General features: G+C 55.0%; 18 protein-coding genes. 15 read left to right on the forward strand and 3 right to left on the reverse strand.

Features of this window, described 5'->3' with window-relative positions:
• The 9 genes from JUF11_RS01270 (at position 1) to JUF11_RS01310 (ending at position 11,066) form a co-directional block, all read left to right on the forward strand.
• Positions 1-1,110, forward strand: coding sequence for a DgaE family pyridoxal phosphate-dependent ammonia lyase (locus JUF11_RS01270; protein ID WP_204117971.1), 1,110 nt, complete (start codon positions 1-3; stop codon positions 1,108-1,110).
• Complete coding sequence (gene dagF / locus JUF11_RS01275) at positions 1,110-1,853, forward strand: 2-dehydro-3-deoxy-phosphogluconate aldolase (protein WP_204117972.1); 744 nt, start codon at positions 1,110-1,112, stop codon at positions 1,851-1,853. Before JUF11_RS01270 ends, dagF begins: the two co-directional genes overlap by 1 nt.
• Positions 1,854-1,864: 11 nt before the next feature.
• Positions 1,865-2,863 (forward strand): sugar kinase, encoded by a 999-nt coding sequence (locus JUF11_RS01280; RefSeq protein WP_204117973.1) that lies wholly within the window; start codon positions 1,865-1,867, stop codon positions 2,861-2,863.
• A 97-nt stretch (positions 2,864-2,960) separates the two neighbouring features.
• The gene (locus JUF11_RS01285) at positions 2,961-3,596 is read left to right on the forward strand and encodes a histidine phosphatase family protein (protein WP_204117974.1); all 636 of its coding nucleotides are present in this window, start codon (positions 2,961-2,963) and stop codon (positions 3,594-3,596) included.
• Between the two features lie 351 nt (positions 3,597-3,947).
• Positions 3,948-4,919, forward strand: a complete 972-nt coding sequence (locus JUF11_RS01290; RefSeq protein ID WP_204117975.1) for an ABC transporter substrate-binding protein — start codon at positions 3,948-3,950, stop codon at positions 4,917-4,919.
• 412 nt (positions 4,920-5,331) lie between these two features.
• A complete protein-coding gene (locus JUF11_RS01295; RefSeq protein ID WP_204117976.1) occupies positions 5,332-6,285 on the forward strand; it encodes an ABC transporter substrate-binding protein in 954 nt (317 codons plus the stop codon).
• 35 nt (positions 6,286-6,320) lie between these two features.
• The gene (locus JUF11_RS01300) at positions 6,321-7,220 is read left to right on the forward strand and encodes an ABC transporter permease (RefSeq protein ID WP_204117977.1); all 900 of its coding nucleotides are present in this window, start codon (positions 6,321-6,323) and stop codon (positions 7,218-7,220) included.
• The gene (locus tag JUF11_RS01305) at positions 7,220-8,029 is read left to right on the forward strand and encodes an ABC transporter ATP-binding protein (RefSeq protein WP_125580080.1); all 810 of its coding nucleotides are present in this window, start codon (positions 7,220-7,222) and stop codon (positions 8,027-8,029) included. Before JUF11_RS01300 ends, JUF11_RS01305 begins: the two co-directional genes overlap by 1 nt.
• A gap of 949 nt (positions 8,030-8,978) precedes the next feature.
• Positions 8,979-11,066: an ATP-dependent Clp protease ATP-binding subunit gene (locus JUF11_RS01310; RefSeq protein WP_204117978.1), complete on the forward strand. Its 2,088-nt coding sequence runs from the start codon at positions 8,979-8,981 to the stop codon at positions 11,064-11,066.
• 43 nt (positions 11,067-11,109) lie between these two features.
• Here the strand turns inward: JUF11_RS01310 and JUF11_RS01315 are convergent, their stop codons facing one another.
• Complete coding sequence (locus JUF11_RS01315) at positions 11,110-11,928, reverse strand: alpha/beta hydrolase (RefSeq protein ID WP_204117979.1); 819 nt, start codon at positions 11,926-11,928, stop codon at positions 11,110-11,112.
• A 502-nt stretch (positions 11,929-12,430) separates the two neighbouring features.
• Complete coding sequence (gene spxB, locus JUF11_RS01320) at positions 12,431-14,251, reverse strand: pyruvate oxidase (RefSeq protein ID WP_204117980.1); 1,821 nt, start codon at positions 14,249-14,251, stop codon at positions 12,431-12,433.
• Positions 14,252-14,458: 207 nt separating this feature from the next.
• On the opposite strand from spxB, the gene JUF11_RS01325 reads away from it, so the two are divergent.
• The 4 genes from JUF11_RS01325 (at position 14,459) to glgD (ending at position 19,770) form a co-directional block, all read left to right on the forward strand.
• The gene (locus JUF11_RS01325; RefSeq protein ID WP_204117981.1) at positions 14,459-16,369 is read left to right on the forward strand and encodes a fructose-1,6-bisphosphatase; all 1,911 of its coding nucleotides are present in this window, start codon (positions 14,459-14,461) and stop codon (positions 16,367-16,369) included.
• Positions 16,370-16,431: 62 nt separating this feature from the next.
• A complete protein-coding gene (locus JUF11_RS01330; protein ID WP_204117982.1) occupies positions 16,432-17,262 on the forward strand; it encodes a YitT family protein in 831 nt (276 codons plus the stop codon).
• A gap of 190 nt (positions 17,263-17,452) precedes the next feature.
• Positions 17,453-18,595 carry a glucose-1-phosphate adenylyltransferase gene (locus JUF11_RS01335; protein ID WP_125580068.1) on the forward strand — a complete coding sequence of 381 codons (1,143 nt, stop codon included), beginning with the start codon at positions 17,453-17,455 and terminating at the stop codon, positions 18,593-18,595.
• Positions 18,592-19,770 carry a glucose-1-phosphate adenylyltransferase subunit GlgD gene (gene glgD / locus JUF11_RS01340; protein ID WP_204117983.1) on the forward strand — a complete coding sequence of 393 codons (1,179 nt, stop codon included), beginning with the start codon at positions 18,592-18,594 and terminating at the stop codon, positions 19,768-19,770. The genes JUF11_RS01335 and glgD overlap by 4 nt, the downstream gene beginning before the upstream one ends.
• A 634-nt stretch (positions 19,771-20,404) precedes the next feature.
• On the opposite strand, the gene JUF11_RS01345 is transcribed toward glgD, so the two are convergent.
• Positions 20,405-21,130 carry a GntR family transcriptional regulator gene (locus JUF11_RS01345; RefSeq protein WP_204117984.1) on the reverse strand — a complete coding sequence of 242 codons (726 nt, stop codon included), beginning with the start codon at positions 21,128-21,130 and terminating at the stop codon, positions 20,405-20,407.
• 169 nt (positions 21,131-21,299) lie between these two features.
• Here JUF11_RS01345 and JUF11_RS01350 point away from each other — a divergent pair, with 169 nt between their 5' ends.
• Both JUF11_RS01350 and glgB read left to right on the forward strand, forming a co-directional pair.
• Positions 21,300-22,673: a glycoside hydrolase family 1 protein gene (locus JUF11_RS01350; RefSeq protein ID WP_204117985.1), complete on the forward strand. Its 1,374-nt coding sequence runs from the start codon at positions 21,300-21,302 to the stop codon at positions 22,671-22,673.
• A gap of 828 nt (positions 22,674-23,501) precedes the next feature.
• Positions 23,502-25,355, forward strand: coding sequence for a 1,4-alpha-glucan branching protein GlgB (gene glgB / locus JUF11_RS01355; RefSeq protein WP_204118000.1), 1,854 nt, complete (start codon positions 23,502-23,504; stop codon positions 25,353-25,355).
• The last annotated feature ends 3 nt before the right edge of the window (positions 25,356-25,358 follow it).

Below are 25,358 nucleotides of genomic sequence, written 5' to 3' on the forward strand. Positions count from 1 at the left end.
ATGAGTGAAGACGTTTATGCCCAATATGGGCTGAAACAAGTGATCAACGCCAGTGGGAAAATGACCATCCTTGGCGTCTCGAAAGTGTCCCAGCCGGTGCTTGATGCCCAGCAATTTGGCGGCACCCACTTCTTTGAAATGAAGGACCTCACGGAGAAAACTGGCGCTCATATTGCGAAGCTGCTGGGTGCAGAAGGGGCGATTATCGTCAATTCCGCCTCGGCGGGGTTAGCCTTGGCGGTGGCTGCTTTGATTGGCCGCGGTAGTCAGTATCACGCTTATCATTACAACGACCCACGCTTTACCAAGCGGGAAGTGATCATGCCTAAGGGCCACAATGTCGACTATGGTGCCCCAGAAGAAGTCATGATTGGCCTGGGCGGCGGGCAATTAGTCGAAGCCGGCTATGCGAACATGTGCACGCCGGAACACATTGAAATGATGATCACCGACCAAACCGTGGCAGTGCTGTATGTGAAGTCCCATCACACCGTGCAAAAGAGCATGCTGACGGTGGCGGAAGCCCTCAAAGTGGCCCATGCCCACAATTTGCCCCTGATTTTGGATGCGGCGGCGGAAGAAGACTTGATCAAATACGTCAAAATGGGCGTCGATTTGGTGGTCTTCAGTGGCGCCAAGGCGCTGGAAGGCCCAGCTTCTGGCCTGGTCTTTGGTAAGAAGCAATACATCGACTGGATCGAGTTGCAAAGCAGCGGCATCGGCCGGGCAATGAAGATCGGCAAGGATAACATTTTAGGCTTAACCGCCGCCATCGAACAGTATCTGACCAATGGCCCTGAAGCCGGCGCTCACATGAAAGCGCGGCTGGCGCCATTTTTGACCGCGTTGAATGAAGTGCCAGGACTGGCGGCGAAACAGCAACAAGACGGTGCTGGCCGCGAAATCTATCGCGCCAGCGTCACCGTCAAGCCTGAGGCGCCGCTGACCGCCAAGCAAGTCACCGCAGCACTGAAGGCCGGCAACCCGGCCATTTACACCCGTGAATATCGGGCCAATGAAGGGATTATCGAATTCGATATTCGTGCAGTTGATCAGGATGAAATGGACCAAATTGTGGCCCGGTTGAAGACCATCATGGAGGCAAAATAATGACTGACTTGAAACCTAACTACTACCAAGGCCGCGTGGCGTTAAACGTCCTGGCTAACTCGGTTGCCAACGCCAAAGCGTGCTATGACGCCGCCGAAGGGCATGTCGTGCTGGGCGTGCTGACCAAGAACTACCCCACCGATGAAGCCGCCATTGCCGACATGAAGTTGTATCAAGCGGCGATTAACAATGCCGTTTCGGTCGGGCTTGGCGCCGGCGATCCCAACCAAAGTCAAATGGTGAGCCGCGTTAGTGCCGCGATTGCCCCGCAGCATGTTAACCAAGTTTTCACCGGGGTGGGGACTAGTCGGGCGCTGTTGGGTCAGCATGATACCGTCATCAATGGCTTGGTTTCACCCACGGGCCATGTCGGCACTGTCAATATCGCCACTGGGCCATTAAGCAGCCAGGCGCCAGCCGCTGAAGTGCCGATTGAAACTGCCATCGCCTTGCTGAAAGACATGGGCGGCACTTCAATCAAGTACTTCCCCATGAAGGGCCTGGCCCATGAAGCAGAGTTTCGCGCCGTGGCGAAAGCTTGCGCCGATCACGACTTCGACTTGGAACCAACTGGCGGCATCGACTTGGCCAACTTTGAGGAAATTCTGCAGATTGCGTTGGATGCCGGCGTGAAACGCGTGATTCCGCATGTTTACTCCTCTATCATTGACAAGGCCACTGGTGACACCAAGCCTGAAGATGTGGCGGCGCTGCTCGCCATTGTCAAGCGGCTCGTCGACTAGGAGGCCTGATCATGACCATCGCAGCGTTTGGGGAAGTGATGCTGCGGCTGACGGTGCCTGACCACTTGCTTTTGGAACAAACCGATCAGCTGCAAATGAGTTTTACCGGCACCGGCGTCAATATTCTCGCCAGTTTGGCGCATTTTGGGCAGGACACGCGGCTGATTTCGGCCGTGCCAGCGAACCGGTTAGGTAGCGCAGCGCAAGGCGCGCTGCGTCGCATCGGGGTGGGTGACCGCTTTGTCCAGCAGCGCGGCGATCATCTCGGCAGTTTCTTTGTCGAGCTTGGCTATGGCAACCGGCCGGAAAGCGTCACTTATCAAAACCGGCTGGCGAGCGCATTCGGCACCAGCACCGTGGCGGATTATCCCGTGACCGCGGCGCTGCAGGATGTGGATGTGCTGCATATTTGCGGCATCTCCTTGAGCCTGACTGCAGGCACTCGTGAAGCGGCGTTTGCCTTTGCCGAAGCTGCTGCTAAGCAAAAGACGGCGGTATGCTTTGACTTCAACTACCGAGTGGCGCTGAACCAGCACAATACGCACGAACAAATGCGCCAGTATTATCAGCGGATGTTGAAGTCCAGCCAGGTGGTGTTTGGCAGTCGGCGGGATTTAACCGACCTCATGGGCTATCCGCGGGATACCACGGATGAGCCGTTGTTCAAGCAGTTCTTAGCTGATTATGATTTGCGTGTGTTTGCCGGCACTAAGCGGCTGCAAAAAGACGGCCGCGACTTCATCCAAGGCTTCGTCTGCGATGAAGCCGGCTTGCACTGGTCCGAGCCGCAGGAGCTGATGATTTTGGATCGCATCGGCGGCGGGGATGCCTATGCCGCAGGGATTATCTATGGCCTGACGCAGCAATGGCAGGTGGATCGCAGCTTGACCTTTGCCGTGGCCAACACCGCCTTAGCGCATGCTCAAATTGGCGACAGTCCCCTGGCCACCTTGGCGCAAGTGAATGCCTTCATTGCCAGCAGCGGCGCCACTGGGGGCTTGATTCGATAGCAGCTTTGCTCAAAGGCGATCACGTCAAGCGGCGTGATCGTTTTTTGCGTCTCATGCGCCACAGTTGGTTTGGTATAATCGTCAAGGAGGCAAGACAATGACTGAATTTTATCTGGTGCGGCACGGCGAAACTGAAATCAACCAGCGGGGGGAAATCAACGGCGGGCTAGTGGACTCGCCATTAACCGCGAAAGGCCGCACTGGGGCGGCCAGGGTCGGACAGGCGCTTGCTCAGCATCGTTTTGTGCAAGTGTTAAGCTCGCCGCTACCGCGGGCGCTGACCACGGCCCAAATGATTGTGGCCGCTAATGATGACCCGCACACGCCGCTGCAGGCGGCCAATGGCTTGTGGGAAATGCGCCTCGGGGCCTGGGATGGCAAGCGGCCAGATCAGATTGAAGATGGCTTAGGGCGGGAGATCTACTTTCACCGGCCGTTGGAGTTTGACGCTGATTATGCCCCAGCGATTGGCGCCGAGCGCTATGCGGAGGTGGAACAGCGCGTGGTCCCGGTGATTACCACCGCCGCAGCCGCGCATCCCAGCGGCAAAATTCTGGTGGTGGCACATGGTTTGGTGTTTCAAGTGCTGGTCAATGCGCTGTTGGGTCGACCGCTCGCCTTGCTGCGGTCGTTGCCGATTTTACAAAACACGACGGTGACCAAGCTCAACACTAGCGACGGCAAGCATTTTGAGCTGATTTATCGCGACCGCGCCCCACTGGCAGAAAAATAATTTTACGATAAGCCTTGACACCATTTTCTAATTATCGTAAGGTCTACACATGCCAGTTAACTGGCGCGAAGGAGTGTTGATCATGACAGAACTTAATCCAACACAACTTAATCGCTCGTATTATTACGGCTATTACGGATAGCGGCTTGCGCTTCTAGGGTGCAAACCGCGCAGCAGGTTTGCATCCATGATAGGCGTCGTATTTTGATGACATTAACCGCCACATGGATGAGAAGACTCTTCCATGTGGCTTTTTCTTTCCGGAAAGAAGATGGCCGGCCGTGTGGGAGATTCCTCGCGGCCGGCTGTTTTTGCCTTCGCCACACGAATAATTTCTGGGAGGAAATCAAAATGAAAATCAAGCATATGTTAATGGGTGTTGCCGCATTGAGTCTGACGTTGAGTTTAGCGGCTTGTGGTAGCAAAAGTAGTGACAAGCAAACCGTCAAGGTCGGAATCCTGCAGCTGATCGATCAAAGCGCCTTGAATGCCGCCAACAAAGGCTTCAAGGCAGAACTGGCCAAAGAAGGCTACAAAGGCGCTAAGATCAAATTTGACAGTTTGAATGCCCAAGGCGACCAAGGCAATCTGAGCTCCATGTCGGCGCGGCTGAAAAGCGATAAAAACGACCTGAACCTGGCCATTGCGACGCCAGCGGCTCAGGCCTTGGCCAAAGCGGATAACCAGACCCCGATGGTGTTTACCGCCATCACTGATCCAAAATCTGCCGGCTTGACCTCATCCACCAAGGCGCCTGATAAGAACGCCACTGGGGTCACCGACATGGTGGATGTCAAAGGCCAAATCGACTTTGCTCACCAACTCTTCCCGAAGGCGAAAACGATTGGCCTGTTGTACAACGCCGCCGAAGAAAATTCGGTGGTCCAGATCAAAATCGCCAAGCGAGAAATCGCTAAGTTGGGGCTGAAAGCCGTGGTTAAAACCGCTGCCACCACCAACGATGTCCAGCAGGCGGCCGAAACCTTGGCCAGCCAGGCGGATGTGATTTACATCCCAACCGACAACACCGCCGCAGCCGCGATGCCAACCATCGGCAAGGTCTCTGAAGCCAAAAAGGTCCCTGTGATCACCGCCGACGCCACCATGGTGAAACCCGCCGCTGTTGCCACGGTCGGCATCAACTACGAAGATTTGGGCAAGCAAACGGCCAAACTGGCGGTAAAGATTTTGAAAGGCAAAAAAGTGTCTGATCTGGCGATTGAAGCGCCGGCCAAGTCCACTTTGGTCACCGATGCCAAGCGCATGAAGCTGTTCGGCCTGACGCAAGCGCAAGTCGAAAAGGCCGCCAAAGCCGTCGAATAGGCTTGGCACCAGGTTTTCCCGCCGGTGATCTGTGAAATAAGCGAATTGTCCTTGACGCCTAGTTGAATGAGCGGTATTCTCATTTACATACCAAAGGTTAATCTTTGGGGTAAAGGACGTGTTGAACATGAACCGAGTAATGACAACACAGCTTAATCACACATTTTTCGCCGGCTTTTTCGGATAGCGGTTTGCATCATGGATGCAAACCGCAGGGTTTGTATCCATGATGGCCGGCACATCTTAACGTGCAATTAACCGCCACATGGATCGTAGCAATCATCCATGTGGCTTTTTCTTTTTCCCGGGAAAAAAGGGCCAGTCACTTGGATGATTTCCAAATGGCTGGCCCTTTTCTATTCTGGGCTGGCCGCGGTCCCAGCCGAAGGTCGACGTCCAGGGGGAAAACAACATGAAAATGAAACAAACATTGATCGGCCTTGCCGCCGTTGCCGCACTGACCTTAGCAGGATGCTCCAGTAAAACCAACGCCCAGGAGACCAAAACCGTCAAGGTCGGGATCTTGCAATTGATCAACCAAACCGCGCTGGATGATGCGCGCAAAGGCTTTGAACAAGAACTCGCCAAGGAAGGTTACACCGGCGATAAAATCAAAATCGATTACGTCAATGCCCAAGGCGACCAATCCAATCTGCAAAGCATGAGCCAGCGCCTGAAGCAGGACAAAAACGATGTCAATTTGGCCATCGCCACCCCAGCCGCGCAGGCCTTAGCTAAGGCCGATAAGGACACGCCAATGGTCTTCACCGCTGTCACCGATCCGAAGGCGGCCGGCCTGGTCACCAACGCCAGCCAGCCGGACCAAAATGCCACCGGCGTCACCGATATGGTGGACATTAAGGCGCAAATGAAATACTTACTCAAGCTCTTCCCTAAGACCAAAACCGTGGGTCTGCTCTATAACGCCGCCGAACAAAACTCGGTGGTGCAAATCAAGTCCGCCATCAAGGTCGCCAAGCAATTGGGTCTGAAAGTCGCCACCACCACCGTCGCCTCGACGAATGACGTGCAGGCTGCCACCGAAACGCTGGCCGGCAAGTGTGATGCGATGTACCTGGTCACGGATAACACGGTGGCCGCGGCGATGCCAACCGTCGCCAAGGTCTCGTTGAAGAAACACGTGCCTGCCGTTTGCGCCGCTTCGACGATGGTGCAAGACGGTGGGGTCGCCACCCGCGGGATTAGCTACAAAGAATTAGGCCGCCAAACGGCCAAACTCGCCATCAAGATTTTGAAAGGCAAAAAAGTCAAAAATCTGCCAGTTGAAGCACCAGCCAAGACCATGGTCATCAAGAACGAAAAAATGATGAAGGCCTTCAATCTGACCGACGCAGACGTGAAATAGTTCTCATTCTTAGCACTTAGTTAATGGAGGTTAACATGGACATCCTGGTATCGAATATCTCAGTCGGCTTTTTATGGGCCATCATGGCAATCGGGGTTTATCTGACTTTCCGGATTCTCGACATCGCTGATATGACCGCTGAAGGCAGTTTTCCGTTAGGGGCTGCCATCACTGCACATCAGCTGGTTTCGGGCACCGGCCCGATTTTAGCCACCTTGCTCGGTTTTTGCGGCGGCGCGGCCGCGGGTTTTGTCTCCGGCGTGCTGCACACCAAGCTGAAAATTCCGGATCTCTTAACCGGGATTTTGACCATGACCGGCCTGTACTCGGTGAACTTGTTCATCATGAAAGCCGCGAATGTGTCACTGCTTTCGAATATCAAAACGGTGTTCACGATGGCCACTATCGGCGATAGCACCATCACCACGATTGTCATCGGGGTGGTGATTTTGGCCATTGTCATCGGTCTGCTGGTGTTCTTCTTTAATACGGAAATGGGCTTGGCGGCTCGCGCTGTGGGGGATAATCAAGCGATGGCCGCCGCTAACGGCGTCAACAATGACAACATGAAAATCATCGTTTACATGCTGTCCAACGGTTTGATTGCCTTGTCTGGGAGTTTGATGGCTCAAACTAACGGCTTCGCGGATGTCTCAATGGGGATTGGCACCTTGGTCATTGCCTTATCAGCGATTATCATTGCCGAAATCCTGATTCGCAATGTCAGCTTCGGCAAGCGCCTGGTGATGATCATTGTCGGGGCCATTATTTACCGCCTGATTATTGCCGGCGTCTTGCAGCTCGGCGTGGATCCGAATTACCTGCGCCTCTTCTACGCGCTGATGCTGGTGGTCTTCTTGGCCTTACCGCTGGCGCAAAAGGAAATCAAACAAAGCCGCGCGCGGCGTGCTAATAAACGGGAGATGAATAACTGATGACAGAGCCTGCTTTAGAAATCCATCGTTTGAATCAGTATTTTGAACAAGGCACGCCTAACGAGAATCACGCCTTGAAGAACATCGAGTTGACCTTGCAACCCGGCGAATTCGTCACCATTATCGGTGGGAACGGAGCCGGTAAGTCGACCTTGCTCAACAGCGTGGCGGGGTCGCTGCCGATCAGCCAGGGTCAAGTGAAAATTGCCGGCCAAGACGTCACGTATCAAAGCGTGGCCAAACGTGCCCAGCTGATTTCACGCGTGTTCCAGGACCCGCGCTCCGGCACGGCACCACTGCTCACAGTGAAGGAAAACATGGCGCTGGCGCTCAAGCGCGGCACCTGGCGCAATTTCTGGCGCCGCGGCGTGAAGCACGATGATTTGGCTTTGATGAAGGAAAAACTGGCCAGCCTGAACTTGGGGCTGGAAGATCGCCTCGATGCCGAAATCGGCTTGCTCTCAGGTGGGCAGCGCCAAGCCATTACTTTGCTGATGGCGACGCTGAACTTGCCAGAACTGCTGCTGCTCGATGAGCACACAGCGGCGCTGGATCCGCAGACGTCGGCGACGGTCATGGCGCTGACGCAGCAAATCGTTTCCGCCCAGCACATCACCACCTTGATGATTACGCACAACATGCAGGATGCCCTGAAGTACGGCACCCGCCTGATCATGCTCGACCATGGCCGCATTGTCGTCGATTTGCCGGCCGAAAAGAAGCACGGTCTGACCATTCCCGACCTGCTTGACCTGTTCAAGGCTCAAAGTGGCAACGAACTCAGCGATGACGCCGTTCTGCTTGGCTAGAACCACCAATCCCTACTCAATTGAGTAGGGATTTTTTTGTCGGCGGCCACGGGTGCCGGCGGTGGTGGGCTCCGCTTGGGGCGCGCGGCTTGCTGTGCGGCCGGTCCGAGCCGAAAACCGGTCTCGGACCTAGTTTTAAAGCCGCAGTCGCTGACGCTCCAGTGCGTCTTCAAAACTGCCGCGATAACGACTGGTCAACCTGCAAAACCCGCAGTTTGACTAGTCGTTATCGTTTCACGGCTAGCCACGCGCCCCAAGCTCCGCCCACCGCCACCGGCACCAGCTCAATAACAATAGTGGGGTGAGTTGGCAGTCGTGCTGCGGAGGACGGCTGGGCCGGGCCACTAGATAACAGTAGGTCGGCCCGAGTCAGCTCGGTGATGTCTCATCCGAACTCAATGGCTTTGTGATAAACCCTTTTGATAGACTGGGATTTCTTCAAGGTGATAGGGTGATAGTGGGCATGGCGCTTCATGATTGCCTTGACTGTTATCGAGGGGGTTTGGTGATGGTGCGCGTAGCTTGGTGGGGACTGGCAGTGAATCGATTAGCGACAGGAAGACCGGCGCGGGTTTGGCGCTGGGCTTCCCAGAGCTAATCGCGGCAAAGTTGAAGACACCAATGAGCGCAGCGAAGGTGGCTTCAACTTTAGGTTCGAGACCGGTTTGTGGCTCGAACCGGCCGCACAGCCAGCCCCCGCCAAGCGGAGCCCACCATCGCCAAACCCGCGGCCAGGAACTTTGAAAAAGAAATCAGAAAAATTAGCACTCTACTTGCACGAGTGCTAAAACGGTGGTATTATATATTATGTAAACAAGAGCCGGACGAACGGTGCGGTCGAATAGAGAAGCAAACACCGCCGCGTTGGCGGTGTTTTTGCGCCTTGTTTACTGAGATGAAGTAACGTGTCCGCATGGCTCAGGCGATGCGTCAGAGAGGAAGGATAATAATGGCTAATTTTTCAGATTCGTTTTTTGATCATGATATGGATGACTTTTTCAACCAAGTCATGCGCCAGATGGGCGATGGGCGGGCACGCTATGTCGTTAATGGCCATGAATTGACCCCAGAAGAAGTCGCGCAGTATCAAGCGCAAGCAGGACAGGGACAAGATATTCCGGTCACACAGCAAGCACAAAAACCGCAAAAACAAGATATTTTAGGCAAATTGGGACGTGACCTCACCGCCGAAGCCAAGGCTGGCACCTTGGATCCAGTGATTGGTCGCGACAAAGAAATTCAGGAAACTGCTGAAATTTTGAGCCGCCGGACCAAGAACAATCCGATTTTGGTCGGGGACGCCGGTGTTGGTAAAACGGCTGTCGTTGAAGGCTTGGCGCAGGCCATTGTGAAAGGCAACGTGCCCGAAGCCATTCGCGACAAGCGGATTGTTTCCATCGACTTGTCGAGCCTGGAAGCTGGGACCCAGTATCGCGGTTCTTTTGAACAGAACATTCAGGATTTGATCAAGGCCGTCAAGCAGCAGGGTAATGTCATCTTGTTCTTTGACGAAATCCATCAGATTCTCGGCGCCGGTACCACTGGCGGCGAAGACGGCAGCAAGGGCTTGGCGGATATCATCAAGCCGGCGCTTTCCCGCGGTGAAATTACCGTGATCGGGGCCACCACGCAGGATGAATATCGCAATACCATCATGAAGGACGCGGCGTTGGCACGCCGGTTCAATGATGTCACCATCAATGAACCGAGCCCGGAAACCACGGTCCAGATTTTGCAAGGCGTCAAAGGCCTGTACGAAAAGCACCACAATGTGGAACTACCAGACAATGTGCTCAAAGCGGCAGTGGATTATTCCATGCAGTATATTCCGCAGCGGTCGTTGCCAGATAAGGCCATTGACCTGATTGATATGACTGCGGCGCATCTGGCCGCCAAGCATCCAGTGGTGGATAAAGTCACCTTGGACAAGCAGCTCAAGGACTTGAACGCCCAGAAAGACGCAGCGGCTAAGGCCGAGGACTTTGAACAAGCCGCTAAGTTGAAGCAGCAAATTGAAGCTTTGGAAGTAAAGAAGAATGACACGGGCACCGAAAAGCCAGTGGTGGCCACGCCAGATGATGTGGCGCAGGCGGTCGAACGCTTGACTGGCATTCCCGTGGCACAAATGGGCGCCAGTGACATTGAACGCCTGAAGAACATTGGCAAGCGCCTGAAGGGGAAAGTTATTGGTCAAGACGAAGCCGTATATATGGTGGCCCGGGCCATTCGCCGCAATCGCGCTGGCTTTGATGAAGGCAATCGGCCGATTGGCAGCTTCCTGTTTGTTGGGCCGACCGGGGTCGGCAAGACGGAGCTGGCCAAGCAGTTGGCGCTGGATTTGTTTGGCAGCAAAGAGGCGATTATTCGCCTTGATATGTCTGAATACAGCGACCGGACGGCGGTATCCAAGCTGATTGGGACTTCTGCCGGCTATGTTGGCTATGAAGATAATGGCAATACCTTGACCGAACAAGTGCGGCGCAATCCGTATGCGATTGTGCTGCTGGATGAAATTGAAAAGGCGGATCCGCAAGTGCTGACCCTGCTGCTGCAGGTGATGGATGACGGCCGCCTGACCGATGGCCAAGGTAATGTGGTCGATTTCAAGAATACTGTGATTATCGCGACCTCGAACGCTGGTTTTGGCAATGAAGCTTTAACTGGCCAAAAGGACGCGGATCAGGATTTGATGAAGCGGCTGGCACCTTACTTCCGGCCAGAATTCCTGAACCGGTTCAACGGCATTGTCGAGTTCAGCCACCTGTCCAAGGACGACTTGGGTAAAATCGTGGATCTGATGCTCAGCGATGTTGACACCACGCTGGCGAAGAAAAGGCTCACTTTGACTGTGACCCCTGAAGCCAAAGACTGGCTGATCAACCAAGGCTATGATGAAGCGATGGGCGCGCGGCCATTGCGGCGGGTGATTGAGCAAAACATCCGCGACCAAGTCACCGACCATTATCTGGATCATCCAGCTGACAAGGCCCTAAAGGCCACACTGGTCGATGACAAGATTGTTATCCAAGCAGCGTAAAGCAAAGCGGCAGTCCTCAAAAAAATGAGGGCTGCCGCTTTTGTTATGGCCAAAGAAAATGATTCGTCGCGCCTGCGACTTCTAGGTTATACCGCAGCAGGCTATGTTGGGCTTGGGGACCGTAGATGGGTAGCGTGCGGTAACTGCGCAACCGCCGGCCGAGCAGGTATTTCAACGAGCGGGAGGAAACATTGAGTACTTTGCCATCCCAGTAGGTGCCGTCGCCGATGTTGCCGTAAATGTTCAACACATCGACCTGGTTCACTGGAAAATGCCGCCGCAGCCGAAGCGCCCGGCGAAAATCCGGGGCAAACCACGGTGGCCTGCCATCAGGGCCAAGGTGATGCTGCCGGCGTAAGTGGTGCACCCCGGGCACGCCATTGAAGTTGGCGGCGATGGCCACATAGCGTTGCAGTTTCGGTAGCCCAGGCACATCACCATACCGGAGCTCATAAAACAGAACGGCGGCATTGCCCAAGCTGTGGGCGACAATATTAAACTTGGTGATTTGGTAGCGGCTTTGCAGCGTTTCAATGACGTTGCGCAACCAGTCGGCAATGCGATGGTAATTGAGCGTGCGATTGTTTTTAAACACGACTTTGATCAGCGGCCGATGGGTGGCAACTGGCCAATCGCCGGCAAGGTGAACTTGACCATCACCATCAACCGTTGCCGTGACCACCGCGGTGGCATGATCCGCGCGCTGCGCGGCGGTCATTAGTGGCACCATTGAATTGGGACCACCATGATGCCCATGCAAATACAGCGTTGGTACCTGCCGCTGAACGCTGGCATGCACTGTTTGCGGCGCCAGTCCGAAGGTGATAAGCGCGAGTAAAATGACCCACCATCCTTTTGTCATTGACCTGCGCCTCTTTTCTGAAATTACCTTTAGTCTAGTAGAAGATTCAGGCGGCGGCAAATAACAATGTTGTAAGGCAGGCTGCGGAGCGAGGCCGGTATTGGCCGGATGGGTAGCCTAGCCTGAAGCCTTGCCGCCGCTTTTTGGCGGTGAGGCTTCAGGCGTAGCTGCTGCCGCATGTCAGTCTGTATGTGCTTTGCGCTACAGACTGATCAAATCGCTCAGGCGTTGGCCTCATGCAGCGCGACTACCCTGGTCATATGGATGCCCCGCCTTTGCTTACAGCCTGGATAGTTGCGCTCGCCAAGGCAACGCCCGAGCATCCAGCTACGCCCAAGGCATTGTCGCCAAAAACCGGCGGCAATGCCTTGAGCTAGGCTGGATGTTGGGCTAAGACCGCCTTGGTTCGCAGCCGGGATTCAAAAACGCCGCCTGGCACTGGGCCAAGCGGCGCGATTTCTGCTTCGGCAAAAGTAGAAGGTAACTGTGATAAGGAATGTGGCTAGAGGGTAACCTGCGCTTCATCAAGGAAGTGCTGCAGCGGTTTGAGTTCTTCGCCGTCGTAGTAGTCGAACAGGCCTTGGAGGTCATCGACATGGTGTTCAACATCATTGGCATTGAACGCCGGATCGACCGTTTCCACCACGCGGCCATCCTTAATCGCGACTTTCAGCGCTTCAACTGGGAATCCACGCTTCAAGGTGATTTTGGCATTGATGACAAAGGGCCGACCAGCAGCGAGCACCTCTGCCGCCTGATCAAAAGCAGCTTTCAAATCATCGCTCTTGGTCACGGTGACGCCTTCGACGCCCATGCCTTCCGCGATTTTGACAAAATCTTGGTCTTCCAAGTCAATGCCGCTGTAATCATGCATGCCAGGAATGTCGGCTTGCTCGTCGCGGATAAAGCCCAAGGTGGTGTTGGAGGTAACAATGTTCAAAATTGGCAGATGGTATTTCTTTTCGGTGATCAGATCTTGCATGACCATGGAGAAGGCCCCGTCCCCAGAAATGGACACCACTTGCCGGTCAGGGAAGCTCAACGCCCCGGCAATGGCCCCGGGGATGCCGGCGCCCATCGAGGCGAACAAGGCAGAAACGACCCACTTGTTGGTTGGTTTAACGTTCATGTACCGCAGCAAGTTGATGGTGTTGTCGCCAACATCCAGGGACACCACGGTGCGGTCGTTAGCGATGCGATTGAGTTCGTTGTAGACCGGTTCGAATTCAAGCGGATCGGTGCGGCGCGTGGCGAGCTTCTTGAGGTAAGCCTGCCAGTTCTTTTGGTCCGCCACGGCGGCTTGGAAAAAGGCGGAAGCCGGCTGCGGCTGGCTGCGTTCAAGCATCTTGTTCACAAACTGGGTGGCGTCGGCCCAGACGCCCAGGTCGAGGTAGTGGTGGCGGCCGAATTGCGCCTCGTCATGATCAACCTGAATGAACTTGAAATCATGGCGCGTGTACACATTATTGGCAAACGGGAAGTCTGTCCCCAATGCAATCACCAGGTCGGCAATATCCATGATTTCGTTGGCGGCTTTGGAACCAGCGCGGTTAACCGGGCCGAGGTTGCCTTCGTAATCTTCGGCTAGCAGGCCTTTGGTCAAACCGGTCATAATCAACGGAATTTGCAGTTTTTTGGATAATTCAATCAGCTGATCGCCGCCGTTTTTGATCCCACGGCCGACGTGAATGACTGGCCGCTTGGCGGCTTTGAGCATGGTCAGCACCTGATCGACTTCTTCATCAGTGGCTGCTGGTTCCGGCTGCGGCTTGTTATCCGTCGGTGAGGTGCTCTTGTAGGGCACATCCGGGATTTGCACGTAGCCGAAGTCGTTAGGGATGATGACGACTGCCACGCCGCGATGCTTGTAGGCTTCACGAATGGCTTTGTCCACGACGTAAGGCAAGCTTTCTGGCGTCATGACAGTGCGACAGTAGCAGGAGACGTCAGCAAAAATCGGGTTTTCGTCGAATTCTTGGAAGAAGTTGTAGTTCATTTTGTCATGTGGCACCTGGCCAATCAGCGCCAGCACCGGCGCGTGGTCCTCGCGGGCGTCGTACAGCCCAGTAAGTAGATTGGTGGCGCCAGGGCCGGCGGAGCCAAAGGTGACGGCGATTTTGCCGGTGAGTTTGGCATCGGCCGCGGCGGCTAACGCGCCCACTTGTTCATGGCGGACCTGGATGTATTGAAGGCGTTCTTTTTCCTGTTCCAAAGCAGACATCGTGGAATTAAAAGAACCGCCGGGGTAACCAAAAATATGTTTAACGCCCCAAGCCTCAATCACTTTAAGCATGGCGACGCTGGCTGGTGTGGTGTTTGTCATGATGAGCACTTCCTTGTATGTGGTGTTATTTAGTTGTCTACAACTATCACGTTCACAATGTATCACGAATTGAAACCGATTACAACAGATAATTCAAAAAAGTAATACAACGATTAAGAAGTGCTCAAGCCGAATGACAACGTTTTAATTACGGCCGTTTCTGTGCTACAGTCAAACGCATAGTCGAGAAGACAGAGGAGGCAGCACATGAGCCAAGATCCCACGGCGCCGTTCCAGACGGTGCCAGCTATCACCACCGAGTTGATCAACTTAAGTGCCATTTTGAATTTGCCGAAGCCAACCGAAGCGTTCATGAGCGACATTCACGGGGAGTACGATGCGTTTTCCCATGTCTTGCGCAATGGCAGTGGCAATGTCAAAACCAAAATCAGTGAGTGCTTTGGCGGCCAAATGACCGAGCAAACCCGCCAGCAGTTTGCCTTTTTGGTCTATTACCCCAGCGAAATGGTGGCGCGCGCCCAGGCTGCGCTGGCACCGGCTGAGCTGGAGCAGTGGTACCGCGACCAGGCGCTGCGTTTGGCGCAACTGCTGGCGTACACCGCAACGAAGTACACCCGCTCGAAGGTGCGCAAAGCCTTGGCGCCAGAGTTCGTGTATATTACCGAGGAGCTTTTGTTCAACGACCCGCAAGCGGCGGATAAGCGCGCCTATTACTGGGCCATCATTCAAAATCTGATTGGCCTGGGCCAGGTGACAGCTTGGATTGAGGCCACCGCGCACACCATCCAGCAACTAACGGTGGATCAAATTCACATTATCGGTGATATTTACGATCGGGGGCCGGCGCCGCACCGGGTGGTCGAGGCGTTGATGCGCCGCGGGCATGTCGATTTCCAGTGGGGCAATCATGATATTTTATGGCTTGGTGGGGCCGCGGGTTCGGCGCTGAATATCGCCAACTTGGTGCGGATTTGCGCCCGCTATGCCAACTTGGATATTTTGGAAGACACTTATGGTATCAACCTGCGCCACCTCGCCCAGCTAGGGGAGCGCTATGATGGGGATAATCCGGCGTTTCAACCGAAAGTCTCCGCTGACACCACCCTCAGCGCTGGCGAGCGGCGCGCCATTACCCAAATTCACCAGGCCATTTTGATCATTCAACTGAAACTGGAAGGCCCAGTGATCAAGCGGCGCCCAGAATTTGGCATGGCAGGCCGTTTGCTCCTGGACAAGCTTAGCCCGGACCGCCAGACCATTACGATTGACGGCCAGACCTATTCGCTCACTAATGGCTGCTTTGACCTGGTCGACCCGGCGGATCCTTACCGGCTGACCGCAATGGAACAGTCGGTCATTGATCAACTAGTACAGGCCTTCATTCATTCCGAAAAATTGCATCGGCACATGGACTTCTTGGTCGAAAATGGCAGCATGTACCGCAAAACCAATGGCAACTTGCTGATTCACGGCTGTGTGCCAGTCGATGAGGCCGGTGAGTTTGTCGGGTTAACGCTAGCCGGCAAGACCTATCGGGGGGCGGCGTTGTTTGATCTGCTCGGCACTAACCTGGTCAAGGCCTACCAAAATCCGGAACCTGGTAGTTTGGCCAATGACTTGCTGTGGTATTTATGGACCGGCCCGTATTCACCGCTGTTTGGTAAACAAAAAATGACCACCTTTGAACGCTATTTCATCGAAGATAAAGCGGCGCATGATGAACAACCCAATCCTTACTATCGATTGCGGCATGAGCAGGCATTTGTCCAAAAATTGCTAACGGCGTTTGGGCTGGATGGCGAGCGCGGGCATGTCATTAACGGCCACACCCCAGTGAAAAAAGGCAATTCGCCGATTATGGCCAATCGTCAGATGCTGGTGATCGATGGCGGTTTTTCACGGCCCTACCAGAAAACCACCGGCATTGGCGGCTACACCTTGCTGGACAATTCCTATGGGATGCAGCTAGTGGCCCATCAGCCATTTGTGTCGCGCCAAGATGCGATTGCGCATCTGACCGACATTGTATCGACCAGGCGGGTGGTGGAAACCGAGGCCCGGCGGCGAACCGTGGCGGAAACCGATATTGGCCATCAGTTGCAAGTCCAAATCTGCCTGCTCAAAGCGCGCCTGCAGCGGCTAACTAGCGGTCAATGATAATCTTTGGTAGAGTAGTTATATAAGCTAACAGTTAACGACCTGACCAAAGGAGGAACGCCATGCCCAAACTTAACCCAACCCTTAAGCGCGGCCTGATCATGCTGGTAGCACTGGAACTGATCGCCGTCAGCATCAATTTGTTTTATGCCCCGCATGGCGTGGCCGCTGGGGGCGCGACTGGCTTGGCCATCATTGTGCAAGAGCTATTAGGCATCCCGCTCAGTGCAACGACTTTAGCGGTCAACGCGGTGATGCTGGCGCTGGCCTGGTGGCTGCTGGGCCGCGGGACGTTTCGCCGCATTCTGGCCGGCAGTATCTTGCTGCCGGTGCTCCTCGCCCTGACGCCGCAGCGCATGATTGTTGAAGATCGGCTGCTAGCGGTGATGGTCGGAAGTGTGATTTTTGCCGTCGGGGTGGCGCTGAATTACCGCATCGATGCTTCCAGCGGCGGGACCACGGTGCCGCCACTGATTTTCAAAAAATATTTCAACGTCAAACCGGCAGTTGGGCTGTTCGCCATTGATTTTGTGATTTGCTTGCTCAACATTCCAGTGGCCGGGCTGGAAGCCTTTATCCTAGCGGTGTTCGCTGTGGGCCTTAGCAGTCTCGTGATGAATTACGTCGAAACCGGGCTGGATCGCAAAAAGGCCGTGTATGTCATGAGCAGCCAGTTGCCCGCCCTGAAGCAGGCGCTGACCGCGACTGGCGATTACGGTCTGACCATTCATCAAGTGCTGGGCGGTTTTTCCGGCCAGCCGCAGGAAATGCTGATGGTGGTGGTGGAGCAAACCAACTTCCGCGCGTTGATCGATCAGATCCACCAACTCGATGCCGCCGCCTTTATCTTGGCGGTGGAAGCCACTGAGGTGCATGGTGGCTCGCTTAATTAAACCTGTTGCAGTCGTCCATTTTCGGGACGACTTTTTTGTTGTGCGCCAAGGCTTATTGATAGGTTTTTGCCTTATTCCGTGCTACGCTCTCGGTGAGAAAACGGGGTGGTGGCTTGACAAAGAAAATTGACAGCGCTTTATTGACGGGCAAGTTAGGAGGGAGCCGCTACTGCGGCCGAGGAGGAGCAAAATGAGCACGGAAATGTTGGGGATGATTCTTGCCGGGGGGCAGGGAACGCGCTTAGGTAAGCTAACCAAAACGACGGCCAAGCCCTCGGTACCTTTCGGCGGGCGTTATCGCATTATTGATTTTACGTTGAGCAACTTGAGCAATTCCGGCATTAATACCGTGGGGGTCATCACCCAGTACGAGCCGCTGGAACTCAATCGCCACATTCAAAATGGCGGCGCCTGGGGTTTGAACGAAACCGGCGCCGGTGTCACCATTTTGCAACCCTACGCTTCCAGCGAAGGGGCGAAGTTTTTTGAAGGAACCGCCCATGCGATTTATCAAAACATTGCTTACATCGATGCTTATGATCCGCAGTACCTATTAGTGTTGTCTGGTGATCATATCTACAAAATGGATTACGCCAAAATGCTGCGCGCCCACAAGGCCAAACATGCCGCCTTGACCGTGGCGGTAATGCCAGTGCCTATGGCCGAGGCCCCGCGGTTTGGCATCATGAACACCGACGACACTGACCGCATCATCGCCTTTGAGGAAAAACCCGAGGCACCGAAGTCGAATCTGGCCTCGATGGGCATTTATATTTTCGATTGGCCCACTTTGCGCCGCTACTTATCGGAAAGCTACGCCACTGATGGCACCTTGGAAGACTTTGGCCATGATGTGATTCCGGCTTACCTGGCGCATAACGAACCGACATACGCCTATGCCTTCCATGGTTATTGGAAAGACGTCGGTACGATTGCGTCGCTGTGGCAAGCCAACATGGAATTTCTGTCGCCGAATAATAGCCTGCACATTGCCGACCGCAACTGGCGGATTTTCTCTCAAGCAGAGGCGCTGCCACCGATGTTTTTGACCAAGGCGGCGCATGTCACGCAGTCGATGGTGACAGATGGCTCCTACATCGCCGGTACCGTGACCCACAGCGTGTTGAGCCAAAACGTCAAAGTCGGTGAAGGCGCTCAAATCGTGGACTCGATGATTATGCCTAATGCTGTCATTGGCAAAAATGTGCACATCGACCATGCCATCATCGGCGAAAATGCCGTGGTGGGCGATAACGGTGATGTGCTGGGTGACGCCGAAAACATTGCCGTGGTTGGCTATGGCGAAGTCGTCGGCAGAAAGGAGAAAGCATGACTCAAGGAGAAATGGCAGCCATCATTGACTTGAATGAGGAAGATGATGCCTTGCGCCCGTTGACCACCTACCGCCCAGTGGGCACCTTACCGTTTGCTGGCCGCTATCGGTTGTTGGATTTTCCGCTGAGTGCGGTGGCGCATGCCGGCGTCCACAGTGTCGCGCTTTTTATGCCGCGTTCCGCCCGCTCAGTGCAAGATCATGTCCGGGACGGTTCATCCTGGAATTTGGATTTGATTCAAGGCGGCGTGTTCATGTTCCCGTACATGGCCACGCGGGATTATTCCGACTCGCAGTTGCGGCATCGCTATTTTGACGACTACACGACCTTCTTGCGGCGCAGCGGGGCGCCTTACACGGTGATCATTGGCAGTCGCAATGTGGCGTCGGTCGATTTGGCCGCGGTGCTGGCTTATCACCAAGCCGGCGATGCGCCAGTGACCGTCGTGTATAAGAAACTGGCCGAAGCGGAAATGGCGCCAAGCGATTGGACGCTGACCTTATCGGAGCAAGGCACGGCCAGCGCGGTGGTGCCGACTGAGGCCCGGCGTGAACCGGCGGACGCCGATGGCAAGGTGCCGAGTTTTATGGATACCTATTTGCTGGCGACGCCGGATTTGATTGATATTTTGGATGCCGCCGCGGAAAATGATACCTTCCGGCCGCTGCCGGCGCTGCTGCGAGATTACGTGGTCGCCAACAACGCCAACGCCTTTGAGTACACCGGGTATTTGGCCCGCATCACCTCGCTGCAGCGGTATTTCGATTACTCGCTGGGGATGCTGGACGAAGCCAATTACCAGGCGTTGTTGTTCTCGGCGGTGCCAGTGCTGACCAAGAGCAAAAACGAGGTGCCAACCTTCTTTGCGCGCACCGCCAAAGTCGAAAACAGTTTGCTCGGTACGGGGTCGTACATCGAAGGCCAGATCAATCACAGCGTCATTTTCCGCAGTGTGGTGGTGCACCAAGGCGCGACCGTGGACAACAGTGTGATCATGCAAGGCGGCAAAATCGCCAACGGTTCCAAGCTGAGCAATGTGATTTTGGACAAAGGCGTCGTCATTGGGCCGAACCTAACCCTGGCCGGCACGCCTGACCAGCCGCTCGTCATCGGCAAGAACCAAACCATTCTCTCTGCCGCTGACATTCCGCAAGCGGCAGCGACCAAAGCCTAATCGGATTAAAAATGCCTCGGCTCATGATGAACCGAGGCATTTTTTGGTGCGGGCCGCGGGGTGCGGCGGCGGTGGGCTCCGCTTGGCGCGCGAGGCTGGCGGTGCGGCCGGTTGGAGCCACAGAGCGGTCTCCAACCTAGTTTTGAAGCCGCAGTCGCTGGCGCTCCGGTGCGTCTTCAAAACTGGCGCGATAACGACTGGTCAACCTGCAAAATTCGCAGTTTGACTAGTCGTCATCGTTTCACGGCTAGCCTCACGCCCCAAGCTCCGCCCACCACCACCGCACCCGGCTAGATAGCGGCTAACTATGGTTAAACATATTGCCTAGTTTTTTCGCTTGAGTGGGAGCTAGTTGAGGTCAGTTTACTAGCGGACTAGGAATTTTGTTATGCAGCGGTTGCGGTCGGACAAGGCAGAGGGGTAAAAGTGCTGTTGCGGTGAAACGAAAAATACGGTAAGACTGCGCTTTTGGCAGACTTACCGTATTTTTCGGGGACAATCCGGAGACTCGAAGCCGAGCATCGCGAGGGGAGGCTCCGGATTGAGGGCCGAGACCTTGGCTCGGCCCGGCCCCACTGCAACAGCACTTTTGGCCCCGGCGCCTTGGCCGACCGTAATCGCGACCGCGAGATTGTTAGCCTTGGTTTAAGGGGTCGATTTCGACATCGGCGATAACGCTGCTGGTTGCATACGGGAAGTGGCTTTCGGAGTATTCGAAAGGCTCACCTTCGTCGGTGTAGCTCGTTTGCTTGATGACCAGCACCGGGTCGTTTAACGTGGCGCCAAGGGCTTCAACGTCATCGGTGGTCGCTTTAATGGCGTAGACCCGGCGGTGGGAGCCGGCGACGCGGATGCCGGCTTCGTGGAGCTGACGGTAAATCGAACCTTCTAGCATGGCCTCAGTCAGCGCGATGACTTTGGTGGGCATGATCGTGTGCTCATAGGAGAAAATCTTGCCATCGACATAGCGCACGCGGCGAATCACATACACCGGGTCACTGGCGCCAATGAGCAGGGCTTCTTGTTCATCCGGGGCTGGCATGCGGGCGGCAAATTCCAGTACTTTGCTTGTGACCTGGTGGCCGCGCTGCGTGGCGGTGGTGCCGAGTGGATCATCAATGGTGGTGCGAGCCGCGCCGTCATCAGGCTTGAAGTCTTTGCGTAAAAAAGTACCTGAGCCGCGCTTGGAATAAACCACGCCTTCCACAATCAGTAGCTGCAAGGCTTTGCGAATGGTGATGCGCGTGGTGTGATAGGTTTTGGCGAGCGCTTCCTGATCTGGTAGCATCGCACCCGGCGCATAAGCCCCGGTGGTGAAGGCTTGGCGCAGTTGATTGGCAATTTGTTGATATTTGTACATCGGAACCCCTCCTTGGGTCTGAGCCGACTTGTCGTTTCTATTGTACCGTACTTAACCGGCAAAACAATCCACGAGAAAAATATGTATATACTTTTTTCGAGAAAAGGCTTTTATTTTCGAGAAAGGCATGGCACAATGGTAGCGAATACAAGATAGGAGGATGCAGCAAATGAGTCAAGCATTGCCAAAAGGATTTTTGTGGGGGAATTCGACCTCCAGTATGCAAACCGAAGGCGCCTGGGATGAAGGCGGCAAAGGCAAATCAGTTTATGACGTGCGGCCAGCCACCAAAGACGCTTCCGACTGGCATGTCGCCGTTGACGACTACCACCGCTATGACGAAGATATTGCACTGATGGCTAATCAAGGCATGAACTGCTATCGGTTCCAGATTTCCTGGAGTCGCGTGTGCCCAACCGGGGATGGCGAGTTCAACGAAGAAGGCATCAAGTTCTATTCCGACCTGATCGACAAGTTGATCAAGGCCGGCATCACCCCGATGATTTGCCTGTATCACTTCGATATGCCGCTGGCGTTGGCTGAAAAGTACAACGGTTTTGCCAGTCGGCATGTCGTTGAAGCCTTCATTCGCTTCGGCGCCAAAATGGTCGACGAATTTGCCGACCGGGTGCCATACTGGATTACCTTCAATGAACAGAACCTGTACTTCATGTCCGACGCCTACCGCATTGCCGGTGATTTGAATGGTGAACGTAGCACCAACGCGCTTTACACCATCAGCCACCATGTGATGGCCGCCCACGCCGGCGTGGCCAACTACCTGCATGCTCATTCCGAGGCCAAAATCGGTGGCATGTTGGCTTATAGCGAAGTTTATCCGGCCAGCTCCAAGCCGCTGGACATTATGTATGCTCGCCAGCTGGATGAATTTTTGAATAAGAACTTGATTGATGTCTTCACCGCGGGCCATTACTCCACGGAAGTGATGAATTTCGTCAAAACCCACGACATTGACATGGACTTCACTGAGGAAGACAAGGCCAGCTTCGCCGCGCTGAAGAGCGACTTTTTTGCCTTCAGTTATTACCGCAGTGACCAAATCAACTCCGACAAGGTGCCCGTCAACACCATTCCTAACCAGTACCTGGACTACGGCGGCGAGCCCGTGCCAGGCCAGCGCGTGAATGAATGGGGCTGGAACATTGATCCGCTCGGCTTCCGCGATATTTTGACCAAAGTGTACAACCAGTATCACTTGCCAATGTTCCCCATCGAAAACGGGATTGGCATTCGTGAAACGTATACCGGTAAAGAAATTCAGGATGACTACCGGATTGACTACCACCGCGTCCACATTCAGGCGCTGAAGGATGCTGTTTATCAAGATGGCGTGGATGTCATCGGCTACCTCGGCTGGGGCCTGATCGACATTCCTAGCTCAAGCGGCAACATGGACAAGCGCTACGGCATGGTCTATGTCAACCGCACCAACACTGACCTCCGTGATCTCAAGCGCGTTCCAAAGAAGTCCTACGCTTGGTTCAAACAAGTCATCGCCTCTAACGGCGCCCAACTTGACTAACTGACTGGGGCCGCGGGGGCAGGCACAGCAGGCGCCGGGGCCAAAAGTGGCCCTGCAGTGGGGCCGGGCCGAGCCAAGGTCTCGGCCCTCAATCCGGAGCCTCGACTCGCTGTGCTCGCCTTCGAGTCTCCGGATTGTCCCCGAAAAATAAGGTAAGCCTGCTAAAAGCGCAGTCTTACCTTATTTTTCGTTTCACAGCAGGACCACTTTTACCCCTCTGCCTGCCGCACCTGCCCCCGCTCGATAGCGAGATGACCGCTATGGTTTTGCTGCTACGAGCGGGGTGGCTGCTACGAGCGGGGTGGCTGTTACCATGGGGGTTCGGCCACAGAGGACGTTTTACATTGGCTAATCGAGAACGCGAAACCGGGTTAGCGCGTCATTTGGTGATTGATCTGAAGCAGTTTTTGGTGGTGTCTGCGCGCAACGCATTAACACTTGCTCGATACTGTTATCAAGCGGGGAAGGGTGGTGAGGCAAAGGGACGGGGTGGTCCAGCAGCGAAACATTCATCACACGAGGAGACTGCGCCCTTTGCAGGCTACTCCTGTGGTGAATGGGGGCAACTTTGAGACGACATGGAGCGCGCCAGCGCGATGGTCGGCTCAAAGTTGAGGCTGGAGACCGCTGTTTGGCTCCAGCCGGCCCCCGCAGCAGGACCACCCTGTCCCGGCGCCACACCGCCCTTCCCCGCGGTAGTTCAGGCCTATCACAGCCAAAGTGGTAGGCCTTTTTGTGTGCTGCGAGCGCGAGGCTTATCGCGAGGGAAAAACGCAAACACGTGCTATACTCGCGGTGGAAACGCTAACAGAAAGCGAGGGGATGGCAATGGCGGAGGAGCTTTTGCCGTGGCTGTATCTGTTCAATCGCGGGGAGGATACGCAGGCGTATCACCGGTTTGGGGCGCATCAAGTCGCGCCAGGGCAATGGCGGTTTGTGGTATGGGCGCCGCATGCGCAGGCCCTGGCGATTGTTGGTGATTTTTCAGCTTGGCAACCGTTGCCGCTGACCGCAGTTGAGGAAACTGGGGTGTGGCAAGGCACCTTTGAAGCGGCAGCTGGGCAGCTCTACAAGGTGCAGATCACGACTGGCAGCGGTGAGACCCTAGAGAAAATCGACCCGTTTGCCTTTGCGTTTGAGCGCAAGCCGGGCACCGCGGCCCGGTTAGTGGCGGAACTGGATTATGAGTGGCGTGACCGCAAGTGGCTCGCGCATCGTCAGCAAAGCCGGGCCTATGACCAGCCGCTGAATATTTACGAGCTGCACTTAGGCTCGTTCAAACGCCATGACGACGGCAGTTACCTGACATACTTAGAAGCGATCGATGAAGTCTTGCCCTATGTGAAGAAAATGGGGTACACCCACATCGAATTAATGCCGCTGATGGAGCATTTGCTTGATGCCAGCTGGGGTTATCAATTAATGGGCTACTATGCGCCGACCAGCCGCTTTGGAGCGCCAGCGGAGTTTCAAGCGTTTGTTGATGCGGCGCACCGGTTGGGGCTGGGCGTGATTATGGATTGGGTGCCAGGACACTTCATTCGTAACACCGATACCTTGGCTCAGTTTGACGGCACGCCGACCTTTGAGTATCAAGACCCGCATCGCGCGGATAACGTGCGGTGGGGCACCTGGAACTTTGACCTTGGCAAAACCCAAGTGCAGAGTTTTTTGATTTCCAGTGCGATGTTTTGGCTGCAAGTCTATCATCTCGACGGGTTGCGGGTGGACGCGGTGTCCAACATGTTGTACATGGATTACGACGCCGGCAAAGAGCACGACCGCAACCAAACTGGCGGGCGGGAAAACCTCGAAGGCATAGCGTTTTTGCGGCGGCTCAATACGGAAGTGTTTGCCGCCCATCCTGATGTGTTGATGATTGCCGAGGAGAGCTCTGACTTTCCGCAAGTGTCGGCGCCAGTTGATGCGGGCGGGCTGGGCTTTAACTACAAATGGAACATGGGCTGGATGAACGACACGCTGCGCTACTTCAGCCTCGATCCTAGCGTGCGGCTGGCGCATCCGGAGCTGCTGACGTTTTCTTGGGTGTATATGCATAACGAACAGTTCATTCTGCCGTTTTCCCATGATGAGGTGGTGCACGGCAAAAAGTCGCTGATGCACAAAATGCCTGGCGACCGGTACAACCAGTTTGCAAACTTGCGGACGATGATGGTGTGGCAGATGACTTTTCCCGGCAAAAAGTTGCTTTTCATGGGTAGCGAGTGGGGGCAATTCCTGGAGTGGCGGGATTGGAGCCAGCTGGAATGGCGCGACTTGGCCGATCCGCTGAACGCGGCGATGCAACAATTCACCGCGACCCTCAACAAACTGTATCGGCGCACGTCAAGTCTGTGGGCCCGCGACCATTCGCCGGCGGGTATTCAGATTACCATTGGGGATAGCAATCAGTACCTGAGCTACATTCGGTGGGGCAAAGGGCAAGACTTTCTCGTGGTGGCACTGAACCTGATGCCAGAAGAACGTCAACATTTCATCGTGCCGGTGCCGCGTAGTGGGACCTATACCGTAGTGCTGAATACCGAGAGCTATCACTTTGGCGGTACCTGGCGGCGGCTGCAGCGGACGCTGCGCACGCGCGGGGTGCCGGCGGGTGATCAACCTGATAGCGTGGAAGTGGTTCTGCCAGCAATGGGCGCGCTGCTGATTGAGCAGCGGTAAGGA

This window comes from Lacticaseibacillus suilingensis, from assembly GCF_016861845.1.
Taxonomy (GTDB): domain Bacteria; phylum Bacillota; class Bacilli; order Lactobacillales; family Lactobacillaceae; genus Lacticaseibacillus; species Lacticaseibacillus suilingensis.